Raw genomic sequence first — 17,725 nt, 5'->3', positions numbered from 1 at the left:
AGAGATGTTCTTGTTAATCAGGTTTTAAACAGCGCCGATTTTGAAATGAACCTTGAAAAGGTCGTCACGAATCTGCACAACCTAAACCGCATGCCGATCAATGGCGATGCCCGGCTTAATTTAACCGCCAGCCTGATCAATCAGTACCTGCGCTATATTCCGAAGGTACGCTCGGGCGAGGTTAAACTGACCCCGGTTCAGCGCAAGGAAATCCCCGAGTTAAACCGGGAGTTTGCTTACGCCACCAAGCTGCTGTTGCGTGATGCGGTACCTCACTCTAAGGAAGAGGCCGCCAACTTTGTTTATTGGGCTATCAGCGCGATGGCCGAGCAACTGCAGGATTTCAGCGATCAGCACAGGCCGCAACCGGGTATCCTGTGGGCCGAACTTAACCGCCTCTACTACTATGCTGAAGTCCGCTTCTTAACCGATTTCCACAGCAATAAGCCGGATAACCGCGATATTGAAAGCCGTTATAAGCAGGCACTGCTGTTCCAGGCCTCGCAGCCGGAACACCTCAATGAATCAGAAAGACACCTGGTAGATGCCTACCTGCGTAAATGGGCATTCCGTGCACAGCTCAGCCAGCAGGAGAGCCGGGAACTGAACGCTCACTTCTTTTATATCGACCTGGAAGCTAAATCGGGCATTCAAACCTCCCGTCAGCTGCAAACCCCGGGCAACGACAGCAGCATCCGCGTTCTGAACCCACTGCCGATTATTGAGCAGGCCCGCCAGCACATGGGGCAATTGCGACGTGGCACCGCCGCTGAAAACATCGGCTTTAGCCGCAAAGCAGACAACATCGATGCCTTCATGACTCTGAAGAAGGCTCTGCTGGCCTGGAAACAATCCACTTCACGCAGATTTGAACGCGCACCGTGCGCCACTGAAGCCAAAACCGCGCTGGGCCTGCAGATGATCCACCAATATCTGAAAACACCGAGATCCGTGCTTTCTGATTTATCTGCAAGTGAAACCATTAACCAGAGCAAAACCGGTGCCTGCATTAAGATGGATCAAAGCTCACTGACCAAGCCCGTCTCGGTTGGCGATGTCATCATGCACCACCAGAATGACGAATCAAAAGGTAAGCTGGCCATTGTGCGCTGGCTGAAACAGGTCGGTGATTCCATCACCTTCGGCATCGAGTTCATTACCGGAAACCTGCAGCCGGTGACCGTACAGGTGAACGACAACGTCGCCGAAGCCTTGCTGGTCTCCACTTCCGATAACGATTCACTGATCACTCACCGGGGCTATTGCACCAGCAACACACCGGTGCAACTGAAAACCACCCGCCACGGCCTGTCTTTGGATGCCCGTGCCCAGTCGCTGATGCAACGCGGCCAGCATACAGATCAGATCCGCCTGAAACGTCAGCAAACTGCATAGTGCTAATTTACTAGCCGTCTCCTGAGTACAGTCTGAAGATAAAAAGCTATAGTTACTTAAACCCCTGCAACCGCAGGGGTTATTACGTTTCAGGAATCGATTTTACGACTAAAGTAGAATCGACTTTCCAGCTAGAACAATTGAAACAAAAATGTAAATAGCTGCGCCAAAAACTACTGACTTGAGTCATTTGCAATGGCCTGACACTGTCAGCATACTGGCGCCGATTTCAGTTAACCCTTAAAAAAATAACGATTGGAAACGGATAAATGAGCAACTCAACTCAAACCTCTGCTCCGACGGAAACGTACAACTACAACGTTGTTCGTCAGTTCTCAGTGATGACAGTAGTCTGGGGCGTAGTCGGCATGCTGGTGGGCGTCATTATCGCAGCGCAACTTGCCTTTCCGGAATTAAATTTCGGCCCCTATTTTCATTTTGGTCGCTTACGACCCCTGCACACTAACGCTGTCATTTTTGCCTTTGGCGGCTGTGCATTGTTTGCCACCTCCTACTACGTTGTTCAGCGCACCAGCCAGGCCAGGCTTGCGTTTGAGCCGCTGGTGAAGTTTACCTTCTGGGGTTGGCAGGCCGTCATCCTATTGGCCGTCATCACCTTGCCTCTGGGGTTAACAGCCGGTAAGGAATACGCCGAACTTATCTGGCCAATCGACATTCTGATTACACTGGTTTGGGTGTCTTATCTGGTGGTCTTCCTTGGTACGATTATGCGCCGTAAGATGCCGCACATTTATGTTGGCAACTGGTTCTATCTGGCCTTTATTATGACCGTTGCCGTGCTGCACGTGGTAAACAGTGCAGCAATGCCCACTAGCTTGACGCACGCCTACTCCGCATACGCCGGCACCATGGATGCAATGGTTCAGTGGTGGTACGGACACAACGCGGTTGGCTTCTTCCTGACAGCCGGCTTCCTCGGCATGATGTACTACTACGTACCGAAACAGGCTGAGCGCCCTATTTATTCTTACCGGTTGTCTATCGTTCACTTCTGGGCACTGATTGCCGTGTACATGTGGGCAGGCGGTCACCATCTGCATTACTCCGCACTGCCCGACTGGGCTCAAAACCTGGGCATGGTTATGTCACTTATCCTTCTGGCACCAAGCTGGGGCGGTATGATCAACGGCATGATGACCCTTTCCGGCGCCTGGCATAAATTACGCACCGACCCGATTCTCCGCTTCCTGGTGGTATCACTGTCGTTCTACGGCATGTCGACCTTTGAAGGCCCGATGATGTCGATCAAAACGGTCAATGCACTCTCGCACAATACCGACTGGACCATTGGCCACGTTCACGCCGGCGCACTCGGCTGGGTTGCCATGATCACCGTCGGTGCCATGTACCACACCATTCCAAAGGTATGGGGCAAGGCTCAGATGCACCGAATCGACTGGATCAACATTCACTTCTGGCTGGCAACCATCGGCACCGTACTTTATATCGCTTCCATGTGGGTTAACGGCATAACCCAGGGTCTGATGTGGCGCGCCATCAACAACGACGGAACACTGGCATACAGCTTTGTTCAGGGTGTTGAAGCGAGCTGGCCCGGATACGTGGTTCGCCTGATTGGCGGCATTATCTTCCTGGCAGGAATGGTCTTAATGGCAGTGAATGTCTGGATGACCATCCGCAAAGGCAGTGAAGAAAAACCATCCACTGCGCCATCTGTAGCCTGAGGGAGCGAAGAACTATCATGCAACACGAAAGAGTCGAAAAAAACGTCGGCCTGATGGCCATCCTCATTACTGTCGCTATCAGTTTTGGTGGGCTTGTCGAGATTGTTCCGCTGTTTTTTATCAAAGATACAACAGAGCCTGTCGCAGGCCTGGAACCCTGGACACCGGTACAGCTTGAAGGCCGGGATATCTACATCCGTGAAGGCTGCTACAACTGCCATACGCAAATGGTTCGCCCGTTACGAGCGGAAGTTGAGCGCTATGGGCCATTCTCTCAGGCCGGTGAATCTGTTTACAACTTCACCTTCCAGTGGGGCTCAAAACGTACCGGGCCGGATCTGGCACGTGTGGGTGGCCGCTACAGCGACGAATGGCATAAGGCTCACCTGTACGATCCTCGCTCGGTTGTGCCTGAATCCAACATGCCAGCATTCCCATGGCTGTTCACCAATGAAGTCAACAGTGAAAATACGCCTAACAAACTGAAGGCGCTGCAAACCCTCGGCGTTCCTTATACCGATGAAATGATCGCAACTGCTGCCGATCAAACACGCGGCGTGAAGGAAATTGACGCACTGGTTGCCTACCTTCAAAAACTTGGAACAGTTGTTACGGGGCGCTAGTTATGGATATCAATGATTTACGCGCATTAGCCACGGTTTTTACCACCGTTGCCTTTTTAGCGGTCTTTTTCTGGGCATACAGCAGCAAGAACAAATCCCGATTTGAAGAAGCTGCCAACCTGCCCTTTGCAGATGACGAGCCAGATAGAAAACAGCACCAAATGGGAGAACAAGAATGACAACATTTTGGAGCGCCTACATCTTTGTATTGACAGGCATCACCATTGCGGGCCTGGTTGGACTAATCCACTTCACCCGCAAAATGCCCGGTTCAACAGACGCTGAAGAAACCACCGGCCACACCTTTGATGGTATCGAGGAATATAACAACCCGATGCCGAAGTGGTGGCTGAACATGTTCTGGCTCACCATTATTTTCGGTATTGGCTACCTGATCTATTACCCGGTGGGTAACTGGGAAGGTATTGGCAAATGGACATCTGCCAAACAGCTGGCCGAAGAAACCGCCGCCCATAACGAAAAATATGGCGAAATCTTTGAGCGCTTCGCGTCCATACCTGTGGAAGAGCTGAAAGATAATGATCAGGCTATCCGTATGGGTCAGCAATTGTTCCAGAACAACTGCGCACTGTGCCATGGCCAGACCGCTCAGGGCTACTATGGTTTCCCGAACCTGACGGATGACGATTGGCTGTACGGGCATTCCGGTGCCGAAATCAAACAGACCATCGCTAACGGCCGTATGGGGCAGATGCCTGCCTGGGGTGAAACGCTCGGCACCAACGGTGTAAAAATTGTTACCGAATATGTGCTGAAGCTTTCCGGCAATAGCCACGATGAAGTAATGGCCGCTCAGGGCGAGGTTATTTTCAGCCAGATGTGTGCTGCCTGTCACTCTGCTGACGGCACCGGCATGGCTGCGCTGGGCGCACCTAACCTGACCGATAACATCTGGTTGTACGACATCCCTAATCAGGACCTGGCAACAGATATCGCCATCACCATCACCAACGGCCGCGCAGGCAACATGCCGGCATGGCAGGGTATTCTGGGCGAAGAGAAGGTCCATTTGCTGGCCGGCTATGTGTATAGCCTGAGTAATTAATCAATAACGGCTGCACAGGAGAGGGTCACCCTCTCCTGATTTCTTTATTATTCAAAAGTATCTGGCGCAGATACTTTTGAATAACTCATATGAGTAGTTTCCATGTCTAAAAATAAAACAACCGACTCATCTGTCATCGTCTCCGATCTCTATCAGTCAAAAGAAAAAATTTACGTCCGACGCATTAAGGGCTTCTACCGGAACCTGCGCTTTTTTGGCGGGCTGTTTTTGTTCGCCGCCTATTTCGGCACGCTCTGGCTGAACTGGGATGGCCAGCAGGCTGTACTGTTTGATCTGCCTAAAAGGCAATTCCATGTATTTGGCGTCACCTTCTGGCCACAGGATTTCATACTGCTGTCCTGGGCGCTCATCATATCTGCCTTTCTGTTGTTCTTTATTACGGTCTTTGCCGGACGAGTCTGGTGTGGCTATACCTGCCCGCAAAGCGTCTGGACCTGGATCTTTCTGTTCATCGAAGAAAAAACCGAAGGTAAGAGAAACGCGCGAATTAAGCTCGATAAACAAAAGCTGACCGGTTCGAAACTGTCGCGCAAGGTTATCAAGCATATCCTTTGGCTGCTGGTTGCTTTTGCCACTGCGTTCACCTTTGTCGGCTATTTTGTGCCTGCCCGTGAGCTAATTCCGGGCCTGTTCCAGTTCAGTGTCGGTGGCTGGGCCCTGTTCTGGATCGGCTTTTTTACCCTGGCAACCTATGGCAACGCCGGTTGGTTACGCGAACAGGTGTGCATCTACATGTGCCCTTATGCCCGCTTCCAGTCGGTCATGTTCGATCAGGACACGCTCATCGTCAGCTACGATGAAAAGCGCGGAGAAACCCGAGGAACACGCAAACGAGGCGCCGACCCTAAAGAACTCGGGCTGGGCGACTGCATCGATTGCGACCTTTGTGTGCAGGTGTGCCCGACCGGTATCGATATCCGCGATGGCCTGCAATACGAGTGCATTGGCTGTGCTGCCTGCGTCGATGCCTGCAACAGTGTGATGGATAAGATGGGCTACGACAGAGGCCTGGTTCGCTACACCACTGAAAACAGCCTGGAAGGTAAGAAGACCAAGATTATGCGCCCGCGCCTGATCGGCTATGCCGTCGCGATGGTGGTGATGATTGTGGCATTCACCCTGGTACTGCTGTCGCGGGTACCGATTGAACTGGATATTATCCGTGACCGCGGAGCACTGCACCAGATGACACCCAACGGCTTAATCCAGAACAGCTACCTGATTAAGGTCGCCAACATGACCGATGAAGATCAGCTGTTCAACATCAGCGTATCCGGCCTTGAAGGCCTGCAATTTAATTCGCCGCAACAGATTAGAGTGCCGGCATCGAGCTCTGCCTCACTGCCGACCCTGTTGTTGTTACCGCCTGAGCTGAACAAACTGCCCACCAATAAAATCGAATTTACGATTCAAAGTGAGCAGAATGAACGACTGGCTTCAACCGAAGAAAGCCGCTTTTTTGGCCCGGCAAATTTTTAGGAAACCTAAGTGAAAGAAGATAGCGCACCCTGGTATAAACAATTTTGGCTCTGGTTCATTTTAACGCCTCTGCTGATTGTCTTTGCCGCTGGCTTTTCCATGCTTTACATCGCCATAGCCACCGACGATGGCGTTGTCGTCGACAACTACTACAAAGATGGAAAGGCCATTGTTGTTCGCCACGAAGAAGATAACTACGCACGCAGCCTCGGTTTAAATGCAGTAATGAGGCAGCAGGGCTTAAACTTCACCCTCGAGCTAAAGGGCGAGCTAAGACCCCTGCCGGAACAGCTGCTGTTGCATGTCATCTTCCCGACCTCTAAAGCCTATGACGTAGACGTTGTCCTCTCGCACCAGGGGCTTGGGCGCTACATCGGTGAACTGCCAGAAGCAATTACCGGAAACTGGATGCTTCAGCTGCAGCCTTTCTCTGAAGAAAGCCTGTGGCGACTGCATACAAACAGTGTTAATTTCCCCGCTCAATCCGAGATTTTGTTACTGCCAAAACAAGAATGAGCCTGGAAAAATGTTTTCACTGCGGCCTGCCCAACCCGCCCAAACCTTACACGCTGGAAGTTGCCGGTAAAGAAGAATACTTCTGCTGTACCGGCTGCAGAAGCGCTGCTGAAACCATTATTTCATCTGGCCTGGGGGATTATTACCGCTTCCACCAGCCTGATCAGCAGCCGGTTGATGTTGATCTCAACGCAAAACAACAACAGGCGCTGAAGCTCTACGACCGCGACGACATCCAATCCGAGTTTGTGCTGGCTGTCAGTGATGAACTGAAAACGGCAACACTGATTATTGAAGGTGTCAGTTGCTCCGCCTGCACCTGGCTGATCGAAAAACGACTGTCTCAATTGCCCGGAATACAGCAGGCCATTATGAATGCCGGCACCCACCGGCTATCTGTCGGTTGGAACCCTAAGCTTCTTCAGTTATCCCAGATTTTTGAAAACCTGTTCTTAATTGGTTACCGGGCGGCACCTTTCCTGCCGGATCAGGAAGAGAAGATCCGCTTAAAGACCCAGCGCCAGTTTATTTTGCGTCTGGGGGTCGCCGGTATCGGTATGATGCAGGCCATGATGAATGCCGTAGCACTCTATTCCGGCGATATTCTTGAAACCCATGAAATCTGGCTGTGGTGGACCAGCCTGTTCCTGACACTGCCGGTGATATTTATCTCGGCCTGGCCGTTTTTCACATCGGCGTATCACGCCATCAGAGGGCGACAGCTTTCGATGGATGTCAGCGTATCAATCGCCATCATCAGCGCCTTCATTGCCAGCGTTATTGCGACTATAACCGGTGAGGGCGAGGTGTTTTACGAATCAGTCAACATGTTCACCTTCTTCCTGGTACTGAGCCGGTTTCTCGAGTTTCGCGCACGCACGCTGACCGGCGGTGGCAATGCCCTGAACGGTTTGCTGCCGCAAACCTGCACACGGTTAGCAGAGGGTAGCAGCTGTGAGATTCCGGTACGCGATCTCACCGAAGGCAACCTGATCAGGTTACTGCCGGGAGAAACCTGTCCGGTTGACGGCACCGTTGAGGACGGAGCAAGTAGCTTCGACGAGTCCAGCCTTACCGGTGAGTTCAAAGGCGTAGTCAAGCAGCCGGGCGATACCATTTATGCCGGCACGATTAACCAATCGCAGCCAATCACCCTGAAGGTTGCCAAGGTTGGTTCCGGCAATACCTTCAACCTGCTGCAGCAACTCACCGAGCGCGCCAGCACCGAAAAACCGCGCATCGCCGAATTGGCCGACAGAGGTTCACGCCAGTTTATCTGGTCAACCCTGATCATCACGCTGATCATTGGGATAGCCTGGCTGTTTATCGACTCCGACCGGGCATTCTGGGTGGTCATTAGCGTACTGGTGGTTACCTGCCCATGCGCGCTCAGCCTGGCAACTCCGACTGCGCTGGCGCAGGCCACCAGCCGCCTGAAAGCCGATGGTTTTGTTATCACCCGGGGCTATGTGCTGGAGCGACTGGCAGAGCTGAAGGAGATCGCGTTCGACAAAACCGGCACCCTGACCGAAGGTTCGTTTGCAGTCACCGCCATTCGGCTGTCCAACCCTAACCCGGATTCCGGCTTTAGCGAACAACAGGTGCGGAGTATTTGCAGCCAGCTGGAAAGGAACAGCGAACACGCTGTGGCGAAAGCCTTTACCGGAGACATGGCCAGTGAAGCCGACATGACTGTTAAACACATTGAATTCAGTGCCGGGCTCGGCGTTCAGGGCAACAGCGAACACGGCACCTGGCGCTTGGGCAGCAGTCGCTATACGGCGGTACCAGAAGATGAAGCCCACTCAGACACAACGGTTTTATTTCTCACCCTGAATAACCGGCTCGTCGCCTCTATTGAACTGCAGGACAGATTCAGAAGCACCACCGGCCCGCTGCTGAATGAGCTTTCCGGTGCGTCAGTCACCAGCCATGTGCTCACCGGTGACGCCAATCGCTTTCCGGCTGCCGAGCTGCAGGCACTCGGGCTTACTGGCCAGTATCAGGCCGGTTTAAGCGCCGAAGAAAAGCTTGAATGGGTGAAAAGCCGGCCTTACTACCCAATCGCCGTTGTTGGCGACGGCATCAACGATGCGCCGGTACTGGCCGGTGCGGCTGTTTCAATCGCCATGCTTAATGCAACCGACCTAACCAAATCTCAGGCCGATGTGCTGTTGCTGAATCACAATCTGCTAACAATCAGTAAAGCATTGCGGGCAGCACGGAAAACCAAGCGTATAATAAGGCAAAACCTGCTTTGGGCGCTGATCTACAACGCTATCGCATTGCCCGTAGCAGCAATGGGCCTGGTCAGCCCGTGGCAGGCCGCGATTGGTATGTCACTGAGTTCCCTGCTGGTTGTCGGTAATGCGCTCAGGCTTAGGAGGTACTGATGGATATTTTGATTCTTTTAATTCCCGTCACCATGCTGTTACTTACCGTCGGGGGTCTGTTTTTCTGGTGGACTGTGCGCAGCGGGCAGTACGATGATCTGGATAGCCCGGCACACAAAATTCTGTTCGACGATGATAAAGATATGATTCCAACTTCGGATAAAGATGACTGAACTGTTCTCGGCTTTTTTAATCGGGCTCGTGTCCTCCAGCCATTGCATGGGTATGTGTGGCGGGCTTGCAGTAGCCGCCGGTTTGAACTCTGCGAAGCCAATCATGATGCTGGCCTACAATCTTGGGCGAATTAGCACCTACGTTACGCTGGGGGTTATCTGCCAGTTCTTTACCGGTTGGATACCGCAAACGGTTTTTCCTTACCTGCAGCTGCTTTCGAGCCTGCTGCTGGTACTCAGCGCGCTCTATATCGTTAATGTCTCCAGGGCGCTGAGCCTGCTTGAAAAAGCAGGCACACCCATATGGCGTTCGTTGCAGCCGTTAATCCGCAAGGTTTTACCGGTTAAGACCATTTCTACGGCCTACTTTCTTGGCATACTGTGGGGCTTTATACCCTGTGGACTGGTTTACACCGCGCTTGTTTTCAGCCTGGCTCAGCAATCGCTGATTATTTCCGCCGGCATCATGTTATTTTTTGGTCTTGGCACCCTCCCGGCAATGATGGGCATCAGTCTGTTTGCTCAACATGTTCGACCGTGGCTAAATAACCCGAAAGCAAAAGCGGCCATCGCCGTCTGCTTGTTCTTATTTGCCTATTTAATTGCTTTCCAAGCAATCAGTTCAATGGAGCTGTAAACATGAACTACATATTTGGCTATGGCAGCCTGATTTGCGCTGACAGCCGCTCTCGCACTGGCGTTTCCAGCCGCGCCAACCCTATCGAAGTACAGGGCATTGCCCGGCACTGGTCACTGAATTCGCCAACCGGCGACTGTACCGTGGTCAGTGCCCATCTTGATGCCAACGCCGTCTGCAATGGTGTTTATTTCAGCGTCGATGAGCTAAATCTTGCCCTTTTTGACGAACGGGAAGCCGGTTACCAAAGGGTCATTGTTGACTGGAAAAATGTCATTCCTCTGTCCGATCAGCCCCTGCCAAAAGAGGGCGTACTATGGGCCTACGTTGGCCTGCAAACCAGCCAACCGAGCCTCGACAAGCCCATTCTGCAAAGCTATCTGGATGTCATTATGAATGGCTGCCTGGATATTCACCCGCATTTCGCCCAACGCTTCACCGAATTAACCGGCCAGTGGCAATACCTGCTGAACGATCGAGAGCGGCCGCTATATCCGCGCCCGTTAAAGTCAGACGAAAGACACCCCCATATTGACCAGGTCTTGAAATCTCACCTGCCTAACCTGTGGCAGCAGCGGTTTTCACGCCGCGAGCACTAGTGGCCGCCAGCCATACACAACTGGTTCAATTATTGCTGTTCAGAAACTATTCAGTAATGCCTGTCAAAATACAGTTAAGACGGTGCTAAGGGGGTACTGATGATGTTTACAATTCAACAGCTACATAATCAGGTTGTGCAGCCGGCGCTGAATTCAATGGGCGCGGAAAACAAAGAGCTCAGTGCTTTCCTTTCACTGCTGATGATGCCGGAGCTCTCACCTTCACAGGGGTTGTTTGGACCCTTTCAGATAACCTCCGAAACTCATCACGCGGTTTGGGATAATTACCTGGCACTGGACCCGGAGAAGGCGAGCTGCGTGCGCGGCCTTGCCAGCCAGCGCCGGTTTCTGGAAACACCCGATTTGGAGCTGAACCTGAACTGGGGCTACGCGGTCGCCATTTCTGCCTCGGTGCTGGAAATGAACACGGCCATAGCCGTTTCAGCACTGACTGAGCAACAGCTGGCGGAGATCTGGTTTCAACATTGCGTTAAAGGTAATCATGTTAATTTAGTTAAAAACTATTACCTGCAGCGAAAATCCGAACTTAACCACCGTACATTTGCTGCCTGAACAATAAAGTCATTTACTGCTCATTTCAGTCATGTTAAAAAACGCGACCAAATTTTCATCACTTTGCAAGACTCATGACACACTTTAATAGCGCGAAAGAAAAACTCGAATTTAACAAGCTGCAAAAACGCCTGCGCCGGGAAACCGGTCGCGCTATTGCCGACTACAACATGATTGAAGAAGGCGACAAGGTCATGGTGTGTTTATCCGGCGGTAAGGATTCTTTTACCATGCTGGATATTCTGATCAGCCTGCAGAGAAGCGCACCGGTTAATTTCGAGCTGGTGGCCGTTAACCTCGACCAAAAACAACCCGGATTCCCTGAAGAGATACTGCCTGCCTACCTCAAGGAGATTGGCGTACCGTTCCATATTTTAGAGCGCGATACCTACTCCATCGTCCAGGAAACCGTGCCCGAAGGTAAAACCACCTGCGGTATATGCTCCAGACTGCGCCGCAGCACTATTTACGCGTTTGCCGATAAAATCGGTGCAACCAAAGTAGCCCTGGGTCATCACCGCGATGACATCATTGAAACTCTGTTCCTGAATATGTTTCATGGAGCCAAGCTGAAAGCAATGCCGCCTAAACTACTCAGTGACAGCGGCACCAATGTCGTTATTCGCCCGCTGGCTTACTGCAAAGAGACCGATATCGAGCGCTACGCCGAGATCAAGCAGTTCCCGATCATTCCTTGCAACCTGTGCGGCTCACAGGAAAACCTGCAGCGACAGTCGATTAAGGCCATGTGTCGCGAATGGGAGAAGCAATTTCCGGGCAGAATTGAGAATATATTCCGCTCCATCGCCAATGTTTCACTTTCTCAGCTGGCAGACAGAAACAACTTCGATTTTGAATCACTCAGAGCCAGCAGCATCCCTATGATGCCTATAAATTCAGACAGCCAGTATGCCCCAATGAGCTCAACCACGGTCCAAACCTGGGAGCCGACAGAGAACATTGATAAAAAAGATGTTATTTGTGAGGTACATCAATAGATATTCTGTAGTATCATTGATAAACATCAAGTTTTCTAAGCTGGAGTCATTCGATGGGGTTATCGACCGCCTGCAAAAATTGCAGTTTGCATCCACTATGTTTACCACTGGCGTTGTCTATCGAAGATATGGATATTCTGGATGGGATCATTAAGCGAGGCCGGCCTATCCAAAAAGGCGAGCACCTGTTCTATCAGGGTGATGAGTTCCGGGCGATCTTCGCTGTCCGTACCGGAACCGTTAAAACCTACACGCTGACCAATGAAGGCGAAGAGCAAATCACCGGCTTCCATCTGGCCAGTGAACTGGTTGGCCTGGAAAGCTACGACACTATCACCTACCCGGCTTCGGCAAAGGTTCTGGAAACCACTAACGTCTGTGAAATCCCGGTCGATCGCCTGGATGACCTGGCTGGCAGAATGCCTGAGCTTCGCCGCCAACTGATGCGCCTGATGAGTAAAGAGCTGCGTGAAGAGCAACAGATGATGCTGCTGCTCAGCAAAAAAAGCGCTGAGGAACGCATTGCCTCTTTCCTGATTAACCTGGCTGCACGCTTCAAGCACCGCGGTTTTTCTGGCACATCCTTCCGGTTAACCATGTCTCGCGCCGATATCGCCAACTACCTTGGCCTGGCCGTTGAAACTGTATCCCGCGTTTTTACCCGCTTTCAAAAGCAGGGGCTGCTGGAGCACACTGGCAGCGCTAAAGATATCGTGATCAGCAACTTTGAAGCACTGACATCAATCGCCTCTCTGGCTGAATGTGAGCGTATTGAGCTGGGTATTGAGTAATACCGACTAAAGTAGGAAGCCGAACCGGAAGCTTGCTTTACTTCCGGTGATGCAAATCAATCTGCAACCCCTCTCCTCCCCTAAAATCATTACTCGTATATTAGATATGAGTAATGAATTATGTATATGGACACCATTGTCTTCGCCGGTTTCGGTACCGTTGGCTTAATGATCGCGTTCTTTGGCGGTGTTTATTACTTTCTGCGTAAAGACGCCCAAAAACACAAATAACCAGACGTTACTCCGACTGTCTTGAAAGCTGGTACTGTCGAATCAACCAGCCAGCAATGGTTGTGCCCGGCGGATAACTCGGAAGGTCATTGATGTTGAACCAGCGGGCATCTTCTATCTCGCCCGGTTGCGGCTGAATCTCACCTGCCAGGTACTCTGCGGTAAAACCAAGCATGAGCTGGTTGGGGAATGGCCAGGCCTGACTGTTCATATACTGAATATTACCGACATCGACACCGACTTCCTCCCGGACTTCACGGATAACGGCCTGCTCAGCCGACTCCCCGGTTTCAATAAAGCCAGCAACAGCCCCATACCAGCCTTTATCACGATGGCGGTAGCCCTGAGCCAACAGCATTTCATCACCGCGGGTGATAACCACAATAACGCAAGGGGAAATCCGTGGATAAAAACGCAGCCGACACTTACTGCAGCTGGTCGCAGGTTCGCCTTTTATGCGTTCAGTCGTCTGGCCACACTGGCCACAGAAGCGATGTTGTCGGTACCAGTCGAGCAAGTTACGGGCCCTGGCGCAAAGCATGAAGGCCGTTTCACTGACGTATGCCAGGTCACGCAAAGCCTTTAACACGGCCCCCTCAGGCTTTGCAGGCAAATTGGCCGTAAAATAAGGTTTACCATCCAGCAGGGCGACAAATTCCAGATCCTCAAACTCATCGTCAAGCTCGGCAAGCGACCAGGCTATATCATAGCCATTCATGAGCACCTGCCCCTGAAACCAGAGAATCAGCTTGCTGTCTTTGCCTAATTGGGGAGTATCCGTGGGGAAATCGACGCTATGGTTATTCAGTTCATATAACATTGAAAACTATTCAGTACCTGTCTGGATCACAGCGGCTTAACCAACCTTATCAGGTCTTCATCCCTGTGAATTTCAAAATCAAATTTACGCGCCAGCGCTAACATTGAGGTGTTTTCCGGCAACACATCGGCAATGATCGATCGTGCCCCCCTGCTGCGTGCATAAAGGATGGTTTTATCCATCAGCTTGGAAGCCAGCCCAAGCCCCTGAGTGCCCGGCAATACCATCACCGCAAATTCCATGCTGGCGGTATTTACATCAAACCACAACCGCATCTTACCAACAATGTGATCGTCTACCGAGGCAACAAACACCATCTCGCGGTTATAGTCAATTTGGCTCATTGCGGCTAATTCAAGGTGTTCAAACTTAAGCCGACTGTAAAAGAAGCGCAGTCGCAGTGAATCGGCATCGAAGCCGGCGAAAAACTCCTTCAGCAGCGGCTCATCCTCACCCCGTATCGGGCGTATTAGTATCGACCTGCCATCGACCGTCTTGTAGCTTTCCTCCAACTCTACCGGGTACGGATTCAGGGCCGCTCGCATTGGTTTACCCAAGGCAACCGCCACGCCCAGAACCAGGGGCAGTGAATCGTTCTGCAACAACAGGTTTACTTCAACGCCTGAAAGCTCCGGGTGATCAATCACCATTTGTGACAGGGCGATCAGGTGGCGAATCAACGATTTTACATCCTGATCCAGGTTTTCACTGCGCTCTGCCAGCACCTGGTAACCGTGGGTTCGCTCAATCAACTGCCTGGCTAATGCCGAGTTCAATGGTGCCAATGCCACTTCACGATCGGCCAGCATGTCGGCATGTGAACCGCCTTCACCAATGAATATCAGCGGCCCATAGGTTTGGTCCCGGGTTATACCCAGGCTGAACTGCAGTGCATCGACCTTTCTGCGCATCGGCTGTACAGCCCAGCCCAGCGTTTTTGAAGCAGGCAGGCGGCGTTCTTTTTCTGCGGCCAGCTCCACCTGGGCAGCTCGCAGAGTCGCTTCATCGGGTATTTCAATTCTGGCACCGCGCCAGCGGGCTGCCGGTATATTCTGATAAGCAAAGGGATAACTGTAGGTTTCGTGAATGATGCGCAGCGCCGCCGGAAAAAAGCGCGGAGATAACCTGGCAACACAGCGCTCAAAGTCAGTATCAAAGGTACTGTCGACCAGCCTGAAACCATAGGAGCGCAATAACTGACGCGCCTCGGGCCAGGTTAAGTAACTTCGTCCGGCACGGTCAGCCTGATCGATAACCCGCTCAGCCTCAATGCGGTCGGGTAAAAAGCCCAGCGCATCGGATGACGGTGTCTCCCTGAGCCGCTCCTGAGCCTCAGTATGCCGGGCCAGAGTGAGGTAGGCATCAACCGCGTCGGAAGGAAAATCAAAATTCAGCAGACCGCGGCCATCGTATGCCTTTCTGGCATCTTCTGTGGTTAAGCCACCCAGAAAACAGGTCAGAATCAGTCGCCGGCTGCGCTTGGTGTGATTCAGCAACTCCGGGTAAATATTGGCACTCAGCGAGCGCAGATTCGGGCTGTGCAAGATAAGGATGGCGCCCAGCTCCGGCTCTTTCTCGAGCGTTTTAATAAGCTCAACATACTGTTGCCCGGTTGCGCGTGGCGGCAAAATAGCCGGATTACCGCCGGTTTCTTTCTGGTACCAAGTTTTATCATTCAGCGCATCCGGCATTGAAATAGTGGCCATGCGGCCGCCGTGATTTTCCAGATACTGCTTGGCCAATAAGGCAGTACCCAGACCGTTACTGACAATCGCCAGGTTGCGGTGATGTAACGGCTTGGCACGGGATAGGATTTCCAGCCCGCTGAACAGGCTATCAATGGTATCAACCTGCAAGACACCGGCGCGGGAAAAGTACTCAGAATCCACCTTCTGAACATCAAGAATGCCGTTGGGGGGGCGTATCTGGCTGTGGGTTCGAATGGCCAGCACCTTCTTTGCCTTGGAGGCGGCCCGCAGAGCAGTCAGCAAGCGGTTGGAATCGCGCACCTGCTCCAGATGAATCAGGATCGCCTTAACCCTTCGGTCGGTGGCCAGAAAGTCGACCACATCCGAAATGCGTATATCAACGCTGGCGCCCAGGGTGAGGAAGTGCGAAAAGCCAATGCCTTTAGCACCCGCCCAATCCAACAGAGCCGTCCCCAACGCCGCGGAGTGGCCAATGTAGGCCACCGAGCCGGGCAATGCTTCAATATGCGAATAGGTGGCATTCAGATGGATTTCAGGAACCATCACGCCTAAACAATTCGGCCCCATTACGCGGATGCCGAGCTCAGACGCTATGCGCGCCACCTTTAAATGACTTTGTTCCCCTAAGCTCAATTGCCTTGCAAGACCGCCGGTAAGGATGATCGTCGCCTTAATGTTCAGCTTAGCCATCTGCCGCAACACTGAAACAATAGCGTTGGGCGGCACACAGATAATCGCCAGATCAACAGCCGAATGAATGTCCTTTAAATAACGGACACAGGGAAAGCCATAAACGCTGTCGTAGCCTTTCAGGTTTACGGCATGCACCTGGCCTTCAAAACAGGAATTCTTGAGATTTTGCAGCACTAGGCCACCCATACTCCCTTCGCGTTCAGAACCGCCGATAACAGCAATAGAATTAGGAGAAAAAAACGGGCTCAAATCAGGCATTTGCTTCAACCAAAGTAGCGATGCGTCCCTTCAACTCTAGACCTATACTGCGTTTGAATACAATGGACAGACTGAAAAATGGTCAAGACAGCGTTTATTTATCACGAGCACTGTGAACTACACGACATGGGTGACGATCATCCTGAGTCTCCGGCACGCACAAAGGCGATTCGCGACAGACTGGAGACCAACGGCCTGCTAAAAAAAATGAGCGTACTCAGGGCTGAGCAAGCCACCAGAGAACAGGTGCTCAGAGTTCATCATGAAACCTATGTAGAACAACTCGACCGCATCAGCCCTTCTCACGGACTCATCCAGGCCGACCCGGATACTATGATGGGGCCTTACACCTGGGAAGCCAGCTATCTGGCGGCCGGAGCTGCGGTACAGGCTGTAGATGGCATCATGACGGGGCAATTTGATCGTGCTTTCTGCGCTGTTCGGCCGCCCGGCCACCATGCAGAACCGGACGTGACCATGGGGTTTTGCTTTTTCAACAACGTGGCCGTTGCCGTTGAACATGCCCTGAAAACCCACGGCTTAACCAGAGTTGCCATCATTGATTTTGACGTACACCAGTGCAACGGCACCATCGAGGCATTTCAGGAGCGGCCGGAAGTGATGATCTGCACCAGCTTTCAGCACCCGTTCTACCCGAATAAACACTGGGCACTGGAACACCCGCACATCTTATTGACCCCGATGGTCGCGTTTTCGGACTGCCGGGATGTAAAAGAAGCCTGGGAGAATGAGTGGAAACCCGCGCTAATTAAGCATCAACCGGAGCTCATCTTTCTATCATCCGGCTTCGATGCCCATTCCAAAGACCCGATGAGCCAGACCAACTGGCAAACGGAAGACTATTACTGGATTACTGACGTTATCGCCGGGTTAGCCAATGAAATCTGCAACGCCAGAATCGTTTCTGTGCTGGAAGGCGGCTACAACCTGGAGATACTGGCAGACTGCGCTGAAGCCCATGTTCAGCGCCTGATTGAAGCCTGATTCGTCAGGGCCCGATAACAGGCCCTAGTGGCGCTTGCA

The 17,725-nt window shown here is 52.1% G+C and carries 18 protein-coding genes; 16 read left to right on the top strand and 2 right to left on the bottom strand.

Annotation, left to right across the window (positions count from 1 at the left end):
• The first annotated feature begins 45 nt into the window (after window positions 1-45).
• The 15 genes from BCF53_RS10785 (at window position 46) to ccoM (ending at window position 13,201) form a co-directional block, all read left to right on the top strand.
• Window positions 46-1,395, top strand: coding sequence for a hypothetical protein (locus tag BCF53_RS10785; protein ID WP_132701740.1), 1,350 nt, complete (start codon window positions 46-48; stop codon window positions 1,393-1,395).
• Window positions 1,396-1,664: 269 nt separating this feature from the next.
• Window positions 1,665-3,101 (top strand): cytochrome-c oxidase, cbb3-type subunit I, encoded by a 1,437-nt coding sequence (ccoN, locus tag BCF53_RS10780; RefSeq protein ID WP_132701739.1) that lies wholly within the window; start codon window positions 1,665-1,667, stop codon window positions 3,099-3,101.
• A gap of 17 nt (window positions 3,102-3,118) precedes the next feature.
• Window positions 3,119-3,724, top strand: a complete 606-nt coding sequence (gene ccoO, locus BCF53_RS10775) for a cytochrome-c oxidase, cbb3-type subunit II (protein WP_132701738.1) — start codon at window positions 3,119-3,121, stop codon at window positions 3,722-3,724.
• Between the two features lie 2 nt (window positions 3,725-3,726).
• Window positions 3,727-3,903, top strand: coding sequence for a cbb3-type cytochrome oxidase subunit 3 (locus BCF53_RS10770; protein WP_132701737.1), 177 nt, complete (start codon window positions 3,727-3,729; stop codon window positions 3,901-3,903).
• The gene (ccoP, locus tag BCF53_RS10765; RefSeq protein WP_132701736.1) at window positions 3,900-4,790 is read left to right on the top strand and encodes a cytochrome-c oxidase, cbb3-type subunit III; all 891 of its coding nucleotides are present in this window, start codon (window positions 3,900-3,902) and stop codon (window positions 4,788-4,790) included. The genes BCF53_RS10770 and ccoP overlap by 4 nt, the downstream gene beginning before the upstream one ends.
• A 102-nt stretch (window positions 4,791-4,892) precedes the next feature.
• Window positions 4,893-6,290, top strand: coding sequence for a cytochrome c oxidase accessory protein CcoG (gene ccoG / locus BCF53_RS10760; protein WP_132701735.1), 1,398 nt, complete (start codon window positions 4,893-4,895; stop codon window positions 6,288-6,290).
• A gap of 9 nt (window positions 6,291-6,299) precedes the next feature.
• Window positions 6,300-6,806, top strand: coding sequence for a FixH family protein (locus tag BCF53_RS10755; protein ID WP_132701734.1), 507 nt, complete (start codon window positions 6,300-6,302; stop codon window positions 6,804-6,806).
• Window positions 6,803-9,199 (top strand): heavy metal translocating P-type ATPase, encoded by a 2,397-nt coding sequence (locus tag BCF53_RS10750; RefSeq protein ID WP_132701733.1) that lies wholly within the window; start codon window positions 6,803-6,805, stop codon window positions 9,197-9,199. Before BCF53_RS10755 ends, BCF53_RS10750 begins: the two co-directional genes overlap by 4 nt.
• A complete protein-coding gene (gene ccoS / locus BCF53_RS10745) occupies window positions 9,199-9,372 on the top strand; it encodes a cbb3-type cytochrome oxidase assembly protein CcoS (RefSeq protein ID WP_132701732.1) in 174 nt (57 codons plus the stop codon). The genes BCF53_RS10750 and ccoS overlap by 1 nt, the downstream gene beginning before the upstream one ends.
• Window positions 9,365-10,009, top strand: coding sequence for a sulfite exporter TauE/SafE family protein (locus BCF53_RS10740; RefSeq protein ID WP_132701731.1), 645 nt, complete (start codon window positions 9,365-9,367; stop codon window positions 10,007-10,009). Before ccoS ends, BCF53_RS10740 begins: the two co-directional genes overlap by 8 nt.
• A 2-nt stretch (window positions 10,010-10,011) precedes the next feature.
• Window positions 10,012-10,608: a gamma-glutamylcyclotransferase family protein gene (locus BCF53_RS10735; protein WP_132701730.1), complete on the top strand. Its 597-nt coding sequence runs from the start codon at window positions 10,012-10,014 to the stop codon at window positions 10,606-10,608.
• Window positions 10,609-10,707: 99 nt separating this feature from the next.
• Window positions 10,708-11,181, top strand: a complete 474-nt coding sequence (locus tag BCF53_RS10730) for a hypothetical protein (protein ID WP_132701729.1) — start codon at window positions 10,708-10,710, stop codon at window positions 11,179-11,181.
• Between the two features lie 74 nt (window positions 11,182-11,255).
• Window positions 11,256-12,179 (top strand): tRNA 2-thiocytidine(32) synthetase TtcA, encoded by a 924-nt coding sequence (gene ttcA / locus BCF53_RS10725; RefSeq protein ID WP_132701728.1) that lies wholly within the window; start codon window positions 11,256-11,258, stop codon window positions 12,177-12,179.
• Between the two features lie 53 nt (window positions 12,180-12,232).
• The gene (fnr, locus tag BCF53_RS10720) at window positions 12,233-12,970 is read left to right on the top strand and encodes a fumarate/nitrate reduction transcriptional regulator Fnr (RefSeq protein WP_132701727.1); all 738 of its coding nucleotides are present in this window, start codon (window positions 12,233-12,235) and stop codon (window positions 12,968-12,970) included.
• A gap of 126 nt (window positions 12,971-13,096) precedes the next feature.
• Window positions 13,097-13,201 carry a cytochrome c oxidase subunit CcoM gene (gene ccoM / locus BCF53_RS19570; RefSeq protein ID WP_279389136.1) on the top strand — a complete coding sequence of 35 codons (105 nt, stop codon included), beginning with the start codon at window positions 13,097-13,099 and terminating at the stop codon, window positions 13,199-13,201.
• 7 nt (window positions 13,202-13,208) lie between these two features.
• On the opposite strand, the gene nudC is transcribed toward ccoM, so the two are convergent.
• The gene (gene nudC, locus BCF53_RS10715) at window positions 13,209-14,021 is read right to left on the bottom strand and encodes an NAD(+) diphosphatase (protein WP_132701726.1); all 813 of its coding nucleotides are present in this window, start codon (window positions 14,019-14,021) and stop codon (window positions 13,209-13,211) included.
• A 26-nt stretch (window positions 14,022-14,047) separates the two neighbouring features.
• Window positions 14,048-16,681: a bifunctional acetate--CoA ligase family protein/GNAT family N-acetyltransferase gene (locus BCF53_RS10710; protein WP_132701725.1), complete on the bottom strand. Its 2,634-nt coding sequence runs from the start codon at window positions 16,679-16,681 to the stop codon at window positions 14,048-14,050.
• Window positions 16,682-16,759: 78 nt separating this feature from the next.
• Between BCF53_RS10710 and BCF53_RS10705 the strand changes: the two genes are divergently transcribed.
• Window positions 16,760-17,686 (top strand): histone deacetylase family protein, encoded by a 927-nt coding sequence (locus BCF53_RS10705; RefSeq protein ID WP_132701724.1) that lies wholly within the window; start codon window positions 16,760-16,762, stop codon window positions 17,684-17,686.
• The last annotated feature ends 39 nt before the right edge of the window (window positions 17,687-17,725 follow it).

It is taken from the genome of Reinekea marinisedimentorum (assembly GCF_004341165.1).
Taxonomy (GTDB): domain Bacteria; phylum Pseudomonadota; class Gammaproteobacteria; order Pseudomonadales; family Natronospirillaceae; genus Reinekea; species Reinekea marinisedimentorum.
The sequence above is the reverse complement of the archived record's forward strand: the minus strand, read 5'-3'. Positions and strand labels throughout refer to the sequence as shown.